This window comes from Alteromonas confluentis, assembly GCF_001757105.1.
In the GTDB taxonomy this organism is placed as follows: Bacteria; Pseudomonadota; Gammaproteobacteria; order Enterobacterales; family Alteromonadaceae; genus Alteromonas; species Alteromonas confluentis.
On record NZ_MDHN01000008.1, the window covers coordinates 210,244 to 223,812 of the forward strand.

11 protein-coding genes and 1 other RNA gene are annotated in these 13,569 nt (G+C 44.9%); 9 read left to right on the forward strand and 3 right to left on the reverse strand.

Translation table 11 applies throughout. The annotated features are described in order from the left end of the window. Positions 1-64 precede the first annotated feature (64 nt). The 4 genes from BFC18_RS04130 (at position 65) to BFC18_RS04145 (ending at position 3,997) form a co-directional block, all read left to right on the forward strand. A complete protein-coding gene (locus BFC18_RS04130) occupies positions 65-607 on the forward strand; it encodes a hypothetical protein (RefSeq protein ID WP_070123925.1) in 543 nt (180 codons plus the stop codon). Next, positions 604-2,037: a PepSY-associated TM helix domain-containing protein gene (locus BFC18_RS04135; protein ID WP_070123926.1), complete on the forward strand. Its 1,434-nt coding sequence runs from the start codon at positions 604-606 to the stop codon at positions 2,035-2,037. The genes BFC18_RS04130 and BFC18_RS04135 overlap by 4 nt, the downstream gene beginning before the upstream one ends. Positions 2,038-2,076: 39 nt before the next feature. Then, positions 2,077-2,426: RNase P RNA component class A (rnpB, locus tag BFC18_RS04140), an RNA gene on the forward strand. A gap of 233 nt (positions 2,427-2,659) precedes the next feature. Beyond that, on the forward strand, positions 2,660-3,997 hold the full coding sequence (locus BFC18_RS04145; RefSeq protein WP_070123927.1) for a PKD domain-containing protein: 1,338 nt from the start codon (positions 2,660-2,662) through the stop codon (positions 3,995-3,997). Between the two features lie 171 nt (positions 3,998-4,168). On the opposite strand, the gene BFC18_RS04150 is transcribed toward BFC18_RS04145, so the two are convergent. Further along, complete coding sequence (locus tag BFC18_RS04150; protein WP_070123928.1) at positions 4,169-5,512, reverse strand: O-antigen ligase family protein; 1,344 nt, start codon at positions 5,510-5,512, stop codon at positions 4,169-4,171. Then, on the reverse strand, positions 5,509-6,219 hold the full coding sequence (locus BFC18_RS04155; RefSeq protein ID WP_070123929.1) for a hypothetical protein: 711 nt from the start codon (positions 6,217-6,219) through the stop codon (positions 5,509-5,511). Before BFC18_RS04155 ends, BFC18_RS04150 begins: the two co-directional genes overlap by 4 nt. Positions 6,220-6,855: 636 nt before the next feature. On the opposite strand from BFC18_RS04155, the gene BFC18_RS04160 reads away from it, so the two are divergent. From BFC18_RS04160 to BFC18_RS04180, 5 genes are all read left to right on the forward strand, one after another. After that, positions 6,856-8,253, forward strand: a complete 1,398-nt coding sequence (locus BFC18_RS04160; RefSeq protein WP_070123930.1) for an undecaprenyl-phosphate glucose phosphotransferase — start codon at positions 6,856-6,858, stop codon at positions 8,251-8,253. A gap of 22 nt (positions 8,254-8,275) precedes the next feature. Beyond that, a complete protein-coding gene (locus BFC18_RS04165; protein WP_070123931.1) occupies positions 8,276-8,884 on the forward strand; it encodes a hypothetical protein in 609 nt (202 codons plus the stop codon). A 171-nt stretch (positions 8,885-9,055) separates the two neighbouring features. Beyond that, positions 9,056-10,177, forward strand: a complete 1,122-nt coding sequence (locus tag BFC18_RS04170) for a glycosyltransferase (RefSeq protein ID WP_070123932.1) — start codon at positions 9,056-9,058, stop codon at positions 10,175-10,177. Continuing rightward, positions 10,177-11,475: an O-antigen ligase family protein gene (locus tag BFC18_RS04175; RefSeq protein WP_070123933.1), complete on the forward strand. Its 1,299-nt coding sequence runs from the start codon at positions 10,177-10,179 to the stop codon at positions 11,473-11,475. The genes BFC18_RS04170 and BFC18_RS04175 overlap by 1 nt, the downstream gene beginning before the upstream one ends. Positions 11,476-11,567: 92 nt before the next feature. Continuing rightward, entirely contained in the window at positions 11,568-12,263 is a 696-nt protein-coding gene (locus BFC18_RS04180; protein WP_070123934.1) for a sulfotransferase family 2 domain-containing protein, read from the forward strand. 21 nt (positions 12,264-12,284) lie between these two features. Here BFC18_RS04180 and BFC18_RS04185 read toward each other — a convergent pair whose 3' ends face one another. Next, entirely contained in the window at positions 12,285-13,496 is a 1,212-nt protein-coding gene (locus BFC18_RS04185) for an IS256 family transposase (RefSeq protein ID WP_139138946.1), read from the reverse strand. Between the last annotated feature and the right edge of the window lie 73 nt (positions 13,497-13,569).

Sequence of the window (13,569 nt, forward strand, 5' to 3'; positions counted from 1 at the left end):
GTTCTCTTGCGTGGTGTTTTTCATTACCATGCTACTTTCTCTTACCATTTCTTAAGGTTTTCAGGTGCCCTGGAGCAGTCTTGCCTGTTTGCTGGCGTTCGTCAGTGTTTTCGGGCTGTATCTACAATGGAAGACCCGCCGCAAAAGTCCGCTAAAGAATCTGCTTTTCTGGACCGCTTTTGTGGTGAGCGTGTATTGCTGGGTGTTACTTGCCGGCGCTGAATTTGGCATTGTGTATGGTTTTGCCGTAGGAGGGCTGCTGGCGATAACCGTGGCTGTGGCTACCGCCAACTACAAAGATATTCGCGCAGATAAACAAAAGCTGCTTAAAAACCTTTCCGTGGGCCGACATGTCTGGCTCAGAAACCTCGCTTACGCGTTACTCTCCGTGCCGCTTGCTGGCTACGCCGCAACAGCATCAACCACCTGGGTGAGTGCGTTATTCCTCGGGAATCCCACCAACCACATCGTTTTTGTGTACCTTGCGGTGCCAGTCGTGTGGGGTGCACTTGCCTTTGTTGCCTGCAGCTATCGCAATATCTTTCGTGGGGCAGCATTGCTTGGCCTGTTCGCTGTTATTCCTACCGTGGGGCTGATCTGGTTATGAGTTTATTACCATCTAAAACCACCTCGCAAAAAGCCCTGCTGAGTCATAGTTGTCTAGGATTAGCCGCCGGTGCGCTGATGTACCTCATTTGCTTATCCGGTGCCTTAGTGGTGCTTAACCCGTTTATTGAACGCTGGGAGCAACCCGCGGCTGAAGAATACAGCAGCATCGACATTGAAAAGCTGCAACACGCCTATGAAAGTGCGCTGTCGAACGAGCAAGCCCCTGCAAATCATTTATTTATCATGCTGCCCACAGAGCAAAGCCCACGGGCTAAAATTTCCTCGGGCAACGGCAGCTTTTATGTGAATCAGGACGGCAGCCTGGGGGAACAGGTTTCACACGGCTTCATGGACATCATTACCAATCTTCACGTGTATCTGCACTTGCCTTACAACTGGGGCATGATTGTGGTGAGTGTGTTTGGTGTGGCACTGTGCGCCCTTGTCATATCCGGCTTCTTTGCCCACCGCCGGCTAATAAAAGATGCGTTTTCATTTCGGGTTAACGGCAGTAAAAGCAAACAGCAAACCGATATCCACAATCGGTTAAGCGTATGGCTTTCTCCTTTTCACCTTATGTTTGGTGTTACCGGCGCGTATTTTGGATTGGCCGGATTACTCGCAACCTTTTATGCTGCCGTTTACTTTAATGGCGATGAAGGCGTTGTTAAAGATGCCGTTTACGCAGCCGAACCTGAACTGGCCCAGCCAATAGCGCCTGCGAATTTAACGGCAGCTATAGCTGAGCTTGCTCAAGTAGCACCAAATGCAAAGCCTTTTTATATCGCACTGGAAAAGTTCGGCACACCCAGTCAGTACATGCTGATTGGCGCTACACTGCCAGAACGATTGATTTACGCTGAACAATACCGCTTCGATAATCAGGGCAATTACTTAAGCAATGTGGGCTTCAGCGACGGTGAGCCTGGGCGTCAGGCGGTGTTCTCTGTGTTCCGGTTGCACTTCGGGCATTTCGGGCCGCTTGTGGTTCAGCTGTTCTATGTATTCTTAGGTATAGCGCTGTGTGTTATTTCGGTAACTGGCGTGAATATGTGGTTGGCGAAGCGCAGTGGCAGTGATTACATCAACCATCTATGGACTGGCGTTGTGTGGGGAACGCCATTGGTGATTATCACCTGCGCACTTATCGACCTCATCACTGGGTTCTCATCAATCTGGCTGTTCTGGGGCGGGCTGGTGTTTACCTTATTTATCAGCTGGCGCTTTAAAGATCACCCACGCAGCAAATGGCTGTTTCTGGTATTAAGCTTTATTCTGGCCTTAGCGCTGGTGGTAACGCACGCCGCGCTGTTCGGAGCCAACGCCTGGCGCGGAGGCGCACTTATCGTCAATATAAGCTGGATTTTCTCTGCCGTGTGCTTCGCCTGCTTAGCCTTACTGGTAATAAAAGCCAGTCATCGCCGTTAATTGTCGCATCCGATAACGTTCGCTGCTAGAATGCGCGCCGGAGCTGGCCTGGCAATCGCTGCTTTCGCAAGAAAGGGGAGGAAAGTCCGGGCTCCACAGGGCAGGGTGCCAGATAACGTCTGGGCGGCGCGAGCCGACGACCAGTGCAGCAGAGAGTAAACCGCCTAAGCGCTTTTAGCGCCGGTAAGGGTGAAAGGGTGCGGTAAGAGCGCACCGCGCAACTGGTAACAGTTTGTGGCACGGTAAACTCCACCCGGAGCAAGACCAAATAGGCCTTCTATACGTGCGGCCCGCACGGAAGGCGGGTAGGTTGCTTGAGCCTGTGAGTAATTGCAGGCCTAGAGGAATGATTGCCCACGACAGAACCCGGCTTATGGCCAGCTCCCACTATTTTATTCTGTTTGCAGAATCTCCACTTTCTTATCTCTTTGATTTCCCGAAATAACTCTTCCTGCTAATAATAAAGTATTAGTTAAGATAATAAATCTTTGTAGAGAACTAATACAATTCAGGGTTTAATACGTACAGAAATCGGTTAAAAAAATTGCACGTTATGCCCTGCATACAATATGCTGGTGTACCGGCAACACTCACAACAAGTATTTACCCATAAGGAGATCTAATGGGACACGCTAAGTTAAGTATTCTTGCGACCGCAGTGGTAATAGGATTAACCGGCTGTGGTGGCGGCTCAAGCTCATCGGTTGAAGGCAACGTTCCTCCTGCGAACACTGCGCCGGTAGCAAACGCAGGTTCAGCTCAAACGGTAGCGCTGGGTGAAGAAGTTACCGTTTCAGGTTCTGCCAGTTCAGATGCCGACGGCGACGCGCTTACCTATGCATGGGAAATTACCTCTGCGCCAACGAACAGTTCAGCGGCACTAAGCAGTGCTACAACAGAATCCGTTACCTTTACCCCGGATGTTGTGGGTGATTACACCCTTGAACTCGTGGTAAACGATGGCACTACATCAAGCACTGCAACAGAAGTAGTGATTTCTGCTGAGTTTGTTAACACTGCGCCAACGGCTGAAGCCGGTGTGGATCAAGAAGCACCGCTTTCAGAACTGGTTACCCTTGATGGTTCTGACAGTGACGACGTAGACGGCGATGAAATTACTTATTCATGGTCACTAACTACCACTCCAGACGGTAGCTCTGCAGCACTGACTGATGCTGACTCAGTAATGCCAACGTTCACACCAGATGTAGCCGGTGAATACGTGGTTACGTTGGTAGTTAACGACGGCACTGACGACAGTGAAGCTGATACCGTAACCATCACGGGTGTAGTAGGTAATACCGCGCCAGTTGCAGACGCAGGTACCGACCAAAGCGTGCTGATTGGCGACACTGTTCAGTTAGTCAATAACAGTACTGATGCCGATGATGACACCCTCACCAGCCAGTGGACACTTACTGTGCCTTCAGGCAGTACTGCTGTACTGAGTGATGACACCGCAGCTGCACCTACCTTTGTTGCAGATGTTGAAGGTGATTACACCGCTTCACTGGTAGTGAATGACGGCACCGTAGACAGCGCCGCCGATACGGTAAGCATCGACGCTATCACGCCAGAGCTGCTGTTCTTCCGTAAGAGTGGTTCTACAGATAACTACTTCCCACTGGCGCTAACCAGTACTGTGGGCGGTAATATTGAAGTGGTTATCAGTGAAGACCCAACGCCAGAGTCGTACGCTATTCGTACTTATCGACTGCAGGCTATTGGCGAAGACTACACTATTGTAGATGTAACTGCGTACGATCAAATGGATGTAGTAGTGCCATTCTTCGATGGCCTTGAAGACGGTCAGGTGATTGAAGCGGGTACAGAAGTTACGTTCTCGTTAAGCTCACCGTTAACGAACGGCGAAGTGACTACACCAACTTACACGTTCACGGTTGAAGAAACCGGCGAAACCTTTACAGCATCGTTCTCGTTCAGAACTACTGTAGAGTAAATGCCGAGCGCTCTTAAAAGAGGGCGCTTAGCTGTGTGAAGATATTAAAATTGAAAGCGTGCTTTTCGAAGCACGCTTTTTTTATGTTTAAAACGGTGCTTAGTCAGATTCTCTGTTAAGCGAAGGAATCTCGCTGAACAAAAAGCAGAATTACCAGTGAAGACGCTTAAATTAGACGTGTTTAGTGGAATCTGGATTTCTGAAATTGATAATAAAACCAAGCGACAACACAGTAATAAACAATACGGGTAAAAAGAAAATACCCGTGTTGGTATCGAAAGATGACTGAATTAAAAACGTTAATATCGCTACTCGTATCCCTATTAATACACCGTCTGATTCATTATTCCTGTTACGGAAAGTCGCCAGCAATAACAATCCCAAAGGCAAAGCCAACAACGTGAAGCCGATGATGCCCGTACTCGCTAAAGTTTCCAGGTAATCGTTGTGCGCCCGCTTCGACATCTTAGAGATCCCTAGTTCCATTGGCTTGTACACGTGCTGGATAAAAGGATAGGTGCCAGGGCCTGAACCGGTTAATGGATGATCGCTAATCACTCCCATCGCTGTCTGCCGTAAATAAGTGCGACCGTTATCCTCGAGCTGCTGGTTGGCAAATCGGTCGTAAACGGATGACTGAGAGAAAGCAAAACCCATAACAACAAAAAGGGCTAAAACAGAGACAAGCAATTTAGCGGTAAGAAAACGCTTCACGTATGCCCGATTTCTGTAAATAAACAACAGAAATGTAATTCCCGCCCCGCCTACTAACGAAACTATGGCACCGCGACTACTCGTATTAATGAGCGTTACCGCTAAAAGCAGTAACTGTATGGTTAGCAACGTTGAGTATTTACGATTACCTCTACTGACAATATTTTGCGCTAACAAACCCGCAGCCAACGCCATACAGAGGGCGAGATACATAGCATACTGATTCTTATAGCTAAAAGTGCCGCGAATACCATCTTTCCAGGCTAAATCCCACGGTGGAATACTGCCGACAACTTCGTATGCGCCATCACTTGCAAAATTGATAAGAGAATAAATAGCCGTGATAGTGCAGCCTGCGACAATGGCATTAGCAATAATGTAAAGCGCACGTCGAGATCTCACCAGTAACCAAATAGTCCAGAAAAGAACCGGAATTGTGAGGAATTTAAACCATTCAATCAGCGAGGCCTGGCGATAAACCGACAAGTAATAGTCTGATGCCTTCCCGAGGTTATACCAATACAGGGTTTTCGGTGAAATTAACTCCAGAATAGAAGCAGGCAGCTTTAACAGATAAAGTGCACACCATACTAGCCACACTAGAAAAGCGAGGGAAATCCATTTAACCTGTCGGGCTTTTCCTATTTTTACAGTTGCGATATTCACACCAAAAAGCAACAAAGTACACCCAGCAAACAGCAGCTGCTCCCACGCTAAATCAAGACCATGCAGCCAAGGGAACACGATAAAAAGCACGGAAAAACAGAATATTAGTGGTGTATGCAGGCGATTAAGCGTCATTCGGCTATATCCGCATTTTGTAGCAGCGACTTCATTACTTCAGATGTCTTTCGGTTCGGCGATAACGACATAAAAGGGGCGACATTGCCTGAAGATGCCATTGCATCTAGTAGCACCTGTCGGGTTGGCGCCTGGCGTAAACCACTTTGGATCATGGGCAAGCTCATCGATTGAATATCCTCTGGAAGCACGTTCCAGTGATGAATTATGTAAGGGCCAACATAGCGTTGCGTTTCTTCTTCGTGAAGCCCTAGTGGAAGTCGCGCTCTTAATGTATTGAAAGTGGATGAGGGGGGAACACCATTCACTTCAGCTCTGAGCACTTCGAGAGGTAAAGCCAAGTAACCCGTTGGTTGTATTTGATAGATTTTTGTCAATGCACCAAAATCTTGCTCTGCACCATTTTGGTTATTATTCGACGCACCATTGGATAACGCATTCAGGTTGTATTTCAACCTGTTTATGGTTTCATCAAGTTGCTTTTTATAGGCATCAAGGACGTACTCCGACGTATTCATGTTCGCATCACCAGAAACACGTGAAAAGTGATTCGGGAGCGGTGCTAGCTCACTTTTATTGGCCTCTATTTCAAAGTTTGTGACATCGATACCATATATATTTAGTGAAGACTGCACACAAAACAAGCCAAAGCATACAGCCAATATAGAAATAAGTATCTGAAAAACCTTATTTACTTCGATTCTCATTTGCCCGCCATTGTCAGTATTTCTGTAACAGTGTTGTGAGATGGTATGTCATCGCATCATCATGCATAAAAGTTAATGCTCAAAACCGAAAGCGAAACGTGTATCCTCTTTTTTGTCACAATAATTTACACGTTAACTTTGATTACGATCTAGTCAAAAATAATTTTGATTTGATACAAGGTTAGCTAAGTTATTGTTTTTATATGGTAATAGCTTGTGGGGTTACAGGCGCTAATTTTGCGCGATTTCGATATGCAAGCATCCCGAGCAAATAATGTAATAAGCAATTTTTAATGCTGTGATCTTAATGTAAATGGTCTGACCATGAAGTGTAAAAGTGTCAGTTTTTTTTACAAAAAGAAAGATAAAGCAGGAATATGCTTCTAGTAAAAATTAATGATGTATATTTTCGATTAATCAAATTCTTATGGTAAAATTCCCGAAAAGTTCACTTGTCAGTGAATTTTCTCGATTTTCTGTAAGAAAGTTACAACGGAATGTACAAGGGTCAATCGGTAATTTAAAGTTGGTATTGAAATTGCGTTAGTGCTTTTGAGATGAAGCGGTGCACTAACAAGACTTCAAAAGTAACCCACTTTCAATTATCAATCATTAACTATTCAAGGATGGTAAGTCATGGGAAACGGTTTCGTTAGAAACAATATCAATCAATTCGCTGTTGTATATCGTTTTGTTGATTTCTTAATTATTCAGTTAACGCTGCTTGCCGCTTGTAGTGTTTTCGGTGTTGCCATCGATGTGCATTATCATCTACTCGGTCTGATCGGCAGCACAACTTATCTTCTTTCTGCCGAACTTTTCTGGATTTATCGTTCCTGGCGTGCGGGTACTTCAAAAGAGTTGCTCTTTTATACCGTAGTAAGTTGGGTAGTCAGTGCGGTGATCGTTCTAATCTATCTCTTCTTGACTAAAACCTCAGAAGACTACTCCCGTATAGCAGTTGTTAGCTGGTTGTTTGTTGCGCCATTATTTTTGTGTGCATGGCGCATGGCAATGCGAGCTTTTCTCTATCAAGTTCGTGCCAAAGGTTATAACAGTCGATCAGTAGCAATCATTGGTATGAATGAAAATGCCGTCGCTCTCGCCAACGAGTTGAAACGTAATCCGCAAACGGGTTTTCTTTTACGTGGAGTTTATGACGATAGAGAATTAAATCGGTTAGCAATTCCTGACGGTATGACTGTAGAAGGTAATATCAATGATGCTGTTGAGGCTGTGCAGAACGGTGAATTTGATCAAGTATTCATTACTCTGCCTATGACGGCGAATAAACGCATTGAACAAGTATTACATCGGTTAGGCGACACTAACGCAGAGGTACATTTCGTTCCTAATTTCTTTATGTACAACATGGTTCACTCTCGTTTATGTAATGTGGGTAATCTGCAAACCATCAGCGTTTTCGATACGCCAATGCGTGGTGCGACAACTGCTATTAAACGTGCGGAAGATATATTTTTGGCATTGTGCATCTTAACGGTAATAGCTATTCCTATGCTTATAATTGCGGCGGCTGTGAAATTGACATCCAAGGGCCCAATAATCTTTAAGCAGAATCGCTATGGTGTTGATGGTAAAAAAATCAAGGTGTGGAAATTTCGTTCGATGACAGTGACCGAAGATGGTGATAAAGTAACCCAGGCCACCAAGGGAGATGCAAGAATAACTAAAGTTGGTGCGTTTTTACGACGGACCTCTCTCGACGAGCTCCCGCAATTTATCAATGTATTGCAAGGCTCTATGTCTGTGGTGGGGCCTAGACCTCACGCTGTCGCACATAATGAAATTTATCGTAAAACAGTCAAGTATTACATGTTGCGGCATAGAATTAAGCCAGGCATAACGGGTTGGGCTCAAGTCAACGGATGGCGTGGCGAGACAGATACAGTAGAAAAGATGCAAATGCGAGTGCAGTATGATTTGGAATATATCCGAAACTGGTCACTCTGGCTCGATTTTAAAATAGTCCTGTTTACCTTTGTTAAAGGATTTGTAGGCAAAAACGTTTATTAAAAATAATTAGACTGGGGTAGTGATGAAGAAGTTAATATTAGCAACCGGAATGCTTTTATTGTCTGCATTTTCTGCGAATGCCGCATTGATAGCGCATTCAGTTGAAGCAGACATTACAGAAACAAATCAACGGTTTTCATTTGATTTTACGGATCTTAGTCAATTTGAAGATGGTAAAGATGCTTATCTTACCTTTATTTTTAAGGGTGATTATGGTCGTTTAAATGCAAAGTCGGCAACGCTGAGTATTGAATATGTTCATGGTTCAGCTAGGGTTGGCACCAGCGGTGAACAACTTAACATGATCGACGGTTTTGAGTATATCGATTACTTTGACACTGCAAGTTTGGGACTTACAGGTAGTGAAAATATTGTTGCTTCCTATAAGCTGTCTGCTGATGTCATGGCGCGTCTAAAATCCAGGGACTTTCTTCGGGCTAAAGTTGCTAATGCTTATAAAGTAGTTGGGTCAGACATTACTCCATTATCAGAGGATGAGCGTGAGTTTGTCAGGGTTGTTATGTCTTCTGAGCCAACAGCTAGTGTAGCGTTGAGTGAAAGCTCATCACTGTTTATATTAGCTTTAGGGCTTTGTGCTTTTGCGAGCAGGAATGTCTGGCGTAAAAAGTAAAATCGGAGCCCCCGGTATAGGGGGCTTTTGTTTCTTGCAAATGGACTGCAGTGGTGCCTGCCAAGCACTGGATGGATGAGTGCGCTGAATATCCTTGGCAGCGCTGGTACCCATCCCTTCTCTTCCTATTCCCCTTTTTTCAGATTTTAATACGAGCACGACAATCAGAATATGTCTAAAGTTTCTATAGTTCTACATGACCTCAGGGGCGGTGGCGCCGAAAAAATGATGGTTCGACTTGCGAACCAACTTTATAACGATGGGATAGACATAGAGCTTGTCTTATTGACGGAAGGGGGGGTGAATTTTAAATATGTTGCAGAGGGTTTATCTGTTGTTGAACTCAAGGCTCCACGTACCTTAGGGGCATTCAAGCCATTACGACATTATTTAAAAGCCCGACAGCCTGATGCCATACTTTCGGTTTTAACCCACGTTAACGTTATCACAGCATTAACCTGTCTTTCTCTGGGCATGACCGGAATTCTATCGACCAGCGAACGCAATACATTCTCTCTGGATCGAAAATTAAATAACGATCCAACAGTAAAACTGGCTTATTGGCTGGCCCCCTATATCTACCGCTGGCTGCCAAAGCCGGTTATTGCGGTATCTAATGGCGTTGCTGACGATCTTGTAGCCTGTTCTTGTGTGCGAAGAAAAGACGTTACTTCTGCCTCTAACCCTGTAATAACAGTTGAAACCCGAAATGCGGCAATGGCATTACCGAGCCATCCTTGGTTACTGAATAAAGAGGGTAAAAAGGTCATTGTTTCTGTGGGCCGTTTATCCCACCAGAAAGGTTATGATATGTTATTGCCTGCCTTAAAGCAGGCCGCTGATAATAGCGATGTCAGGCTTGTTATTTTTGGCGAAGGTGAACTGCGCGACGATTTAGCCAATCAAGCAAAGCTTCTGAATATAGCCGACAGAGTGGATATGCCGGGCTATACCGAAAACCCTATCGCGGAAGTGCAGGCTGCCGATCTGTTTGTTTTGTCTTCGCGTTTCGAGGGTAGCCCGAACGGTCTGGTGGAAGCAATGTCAGTAGGTACACCTGTAGTTGCTTTTGACTGCCCACACGGTCCCAGAGAAATTCTTGACGGCGGCAAAGTAGCGCCACTGGTGGAATACAAGAATATTAATGCTCTGGCCAGTGCGATAGAGTCAGAGTTAAACAGCAGCGTTGATAAAGCGACAAAAAGGCAGCAAATCATACAGAGTGTATCCCGATTTAGTTCCGAAAACTCAGCCGCTGAATATCTGAAACTGATTTTGCCAGGGAAGCAATAATGAAACTGACATACGGTAGCCTGTTAAAAATTGTGTTACTGACTTCAATTGCATATTACTGTGGCTTTTTATTTTTCGCGCTTAGATTAGTGGAATCGGGGAGTTTATCTCACGGGACGGAGTTGATGGAGTCGAATGCATCCGGAAGTTCAATAAAGCAAGTCATAGGTCTAATATTATTCGGCATCTCAGGGGTACTAGTTGTCCGACTAGGCAAGTACCGTCTTTTTTTTATATTAAAAGAGAATCTTGCATGGATGCTTTTGATTGGGTACTTGGCATTTTCCATAAGTTGGTCTGTAGAACCAACTATCTCTATGCGACGAATAATAGGACTGTTGACAGTTATATTCACATGCTTAGCGCTTTGTTTGTATTTCCAGCCTTCCACGTTACTAATTTTAATTGCAGACGCTATCGTATTAGCTGCATGTATCGGTCTGGTCCTATTTGTGGTCAATCCGACTATGGCGACTGCATATTTCTCAGACCGTGGGCTCTCCTTTGTCGGCATGTTTTTCGATAAGAATGCTGGTGCGCGAGCATATGCCTATGCATTTATAATACTGGTCTCTCTGAACCAAAGAGTGACAAAAGTATACCTTTGCAAGCTAGCTATTTTAGGTGGCTGCCTGATTTTTGCTAAATCAGCATCTGCCGCTATTTTATTGCTTGGAGGGCTCGGTATTGTTTTTTTATTAAAGAATATGCAGAGCAGCGAGCCAAAAAAAAATCTAAAGCATTCTGTAATATTCTGCTTGATACTGGGCACTGGTGCACTTCTGGCCAGCTGGCTTTATCCCTATGTGCTTGAGCTTTTTGGTCGAGATGCCAATCTGACCAACCGCACCATTATCTGGGAGCTCCTCAGTATAGAAATCGCTGAAAAGCCTGTTTATGGTTATGGATTTGGTGCATTCTGGGCTAGTACGGCTGTTAATGATTTCGTTGAGCGATGGGGATTTATAGGCAACGCGCACAGCGGGTATTATGAAATGTTGCTTAACGGCGGATTTATCGGCCTTTGTTTATTGTGTTTTTTAATGCTGGTGGTTTTAGTTCAGGCGTTTTCACTTTATAACAAGGGAAACTCTGTGGGAACGGCTATTGTGGTAATAGCGTTGCTGCAGTATCTGGCAAATTATGTGGGTTATGTTTTTCTTAACTACAATAACTTTGACATGTTTCTGTTTTGCCTCTTAGCCTTCTCTCCCATAGCAATTAAGCTTTACGGTGAAGAAGAGACGGCGGAAGATAATAATTATAAAAGCACTCCTCATTTGAACCCGGTGAGCTAGTTCGCTTTATGAGCGCTAATCTCATCCATAATAGAACTTTTTGATTAGTTAGAATGCTATGTGTGCATAGTAAAAAATAAGAAGGCCCCTCTATGATATCCCATGAGCACAAGTGTGTGTTTGTTCACATCCCCAAGTGCGCCGGTACGAGTATTGAACACGTGCTAGGACATTTCGACGACTTTGAAGGGCGACAGGGCCAAGACCACCGTTCGGTGAGAATGATGGATCCTAAACCGCCTTATTCAAAAATATTGTTTGACCCGGATAATGCGAAAGACTTCATACGCGGTGTGCGACATGGCTTTAGACAGCATAAAAACCCTAAAAATGCATTAACACTGACATCAAAGCAATATAATGACTATTTCTTTTTTACATTCGTGAGAAACCCGTGGGAGCGTTGCTTTTCCTGGTACAAGAATGTTATTAGAGATGAAATCCACCAGAAAAACTATAGGGTGCCGGCGACGATTAGCTTTGACGATTTTATGAAGGAGTATGCAGGTACTGGCTATTTAAGGCCGCAAACATACTGGTTGAAAAATTATAACGGTAATTTGAATGATATTGACTATGTAGGGAAGTTCGAAAGTTTAACTGAAGATTTTGTGGTCATAGCTCAAAAGCTTGGTATAAAGAGTACAGCGTTGCCGCATAAAATCAAAGGAAGCACTTCTAAAACGATAGAGATGTCTGCAAGCGTAACGCGTTTCATATCACAATATTACGAAGAAGAAATCGAACTGTTCGGATACAAGAACAGTCCGTACATGAAGAGCCTGTAACAGATTCTGTGTAACTGCCATTTAGTTAATATGCTTTTCGAGGCGTTCCTCGAACTCGATAATAAAACGACTCATAGCCTGACGCCAGTTCTGAATGGGCATTGTCCATTTTTTGCTGGCATCTTTAATCGCTAAGTAAATCATCTTCTTAGCTGAATCATCACTTGGGAAGATTTTCCGCTTTTTAATAGCCTTTCTGATAACGCTGTTGAGCGACTCAATGGCGTTGGTGGTGTAAATCGCTTTGCGGATATCCTCAGGGTAACTGAACAGCGTATTAAGGTTTTGCCAGTGATTGCGCCATGATTTAGCAATTTGTGGGTACTGGCCGTCCCAGATTTCACTGAAGCGTTCCAGTTCAAGCAAGGCTTCGTCTTCAGTGGCTGAGCGGTACACCCGCTTTAAATCTGCTGTTACAGCCTTGTAGTCTTTCCACGATACATACTTTAGTGAGTTGCGCACTATATGCACGATACACAGCTGGATGTGGGTCTGAGGGAAAACGGTGTTAATAGCATCAGGGAAGCCTTTCAGACCATCCACGCAGGCGATAAGAATATCTTCGACGCCACGCTGCTGAAGCTCCGTCAACACGTTTAACCAGAACTTAGCGCCTTCATTCTCGGCAATCCACATGCCCATCAGTTCCTTGTGACCTTCAGTGTTGATACCCAGAGCCAGAAAGATGGACTTGTTGATGACCCGCTTATCTTGGCGAATCTTCACGACGATGCAGTCCAGGTAAACAATCGGGTAAACGGCATCTAGAGGACGTGACTGCCATTCAATCACCTGCTCAATAACTGCATTGGTGACACGAGAAACGAGCGTGGGCGATATCTCAGCGCCATACCACTCCTCAAAGGCATTGACGATGTCACGGGTGCTCATGCCCTGTGAGTACAGCCAGAGGATTTTCTCGTCCATGGAAGTGAAACGGGTTTGGTGCTTTTTGACAAGTTTGGGTTCAAAGGAGCCTTCACGGTCGCGAGGCGTATCGAGTTTAAACTCGCCATCTTCGGTTTTGACCCGTTTACTGCTTTTGCCGTTGCGGGTATTGGTCGACGTGGACTGTTGATGTTTTCCGTAGCCAAGATGCTCATCCATCTCTGCGTTTAGTGCCGCTTCAACGGTGATCTTCTTCAACATCTGACTAAATTCGTTCAAGTCCTCAGGTGTTTTAATCCCTTTGGCCGCTTCCATTGCGAAAGCTTCAAGCTCTTTCTTGTTCATTTGCATCTGCCTATCCTTAACTCTCAATAGAGTATGTTGAGATAGGCAGTTACACAAAATTAGTTACAGTCTC

Excerpts from the sequence above, each read along its gene's own strand:
- BFC18_RS04135 (WP_070123926.1), top strand. The coding sequence starts at position 604 with ATGAGTTTATTACCATCTAAAACCACCTCGCAAAAAGCCCTGCTGAGT.
- BFC18_RS04180 (WP_070123934.1), top strand. The coding sequence starts at position 11,568 with ATGATATCCCATGAGCACAAGTGTGTGTTTGTTCACATCCCCAAGTGC.
- BFC18_RS04170 (WP_070123932.1), top strand. The coding sequence starts at position 9,056 with ATGTCTAAAGTTTCTATAGTTCTACATGACCTCAGGGGCGGTGGCGCC.
- BFC18_RS04160 (WP_070123930.1), top strand. The coding sequence starts at position 6,856 with ATGGGAAACGGTTTCGTTAGAAACAATATCAATCAATTCGCTGTTGTA.
- BFC18_RS04155 (WP_070123929.1), bottom strand. The coding sequence starts at position 6,219 with ATGAGAATCGAAGTAAATAAGGTTTTTCAGATACTTATTTCTATATTG.
- BFC18_RS04175 (WP_070123933.1), top strand. The coding sequence starts at position 10,177 with ATGAAACTGACATACGGTAGCCTGTTAAAAATTGTGTTACTGACTTCA.
- BFC18_RS04145 (WP_070123927.1), top strand. The coding sequence starts at position 2,660 with ATGGGACACGCTAAGTTAAGTATTCTTGCGACCGCAGTGGTAATAGGA.
- BFC18_RS04165 (WP_070123931.1), top strand. The coding sequence starts at position 8,276 with ATGAAGAAGTTAATATTAGCAACCGGAATGCTTTTATTGTCTGCATTT.
- BFC18_RS04150 (WP_070123928.1), bottom strand. The coding sequence starts at position 5,512 with ATGACGCTTAATCGCCTGCATACACCACTAATATTCTGTTTTTCCGTG.
- BFC18_RS04185 (WP_139138946.1), bottom strand. The coding sequence starts at position 13,496 with ATGAACAAGAAAGAGCTTGAAGCTTTCGCAATGGAAGCGGCCAAAGGG.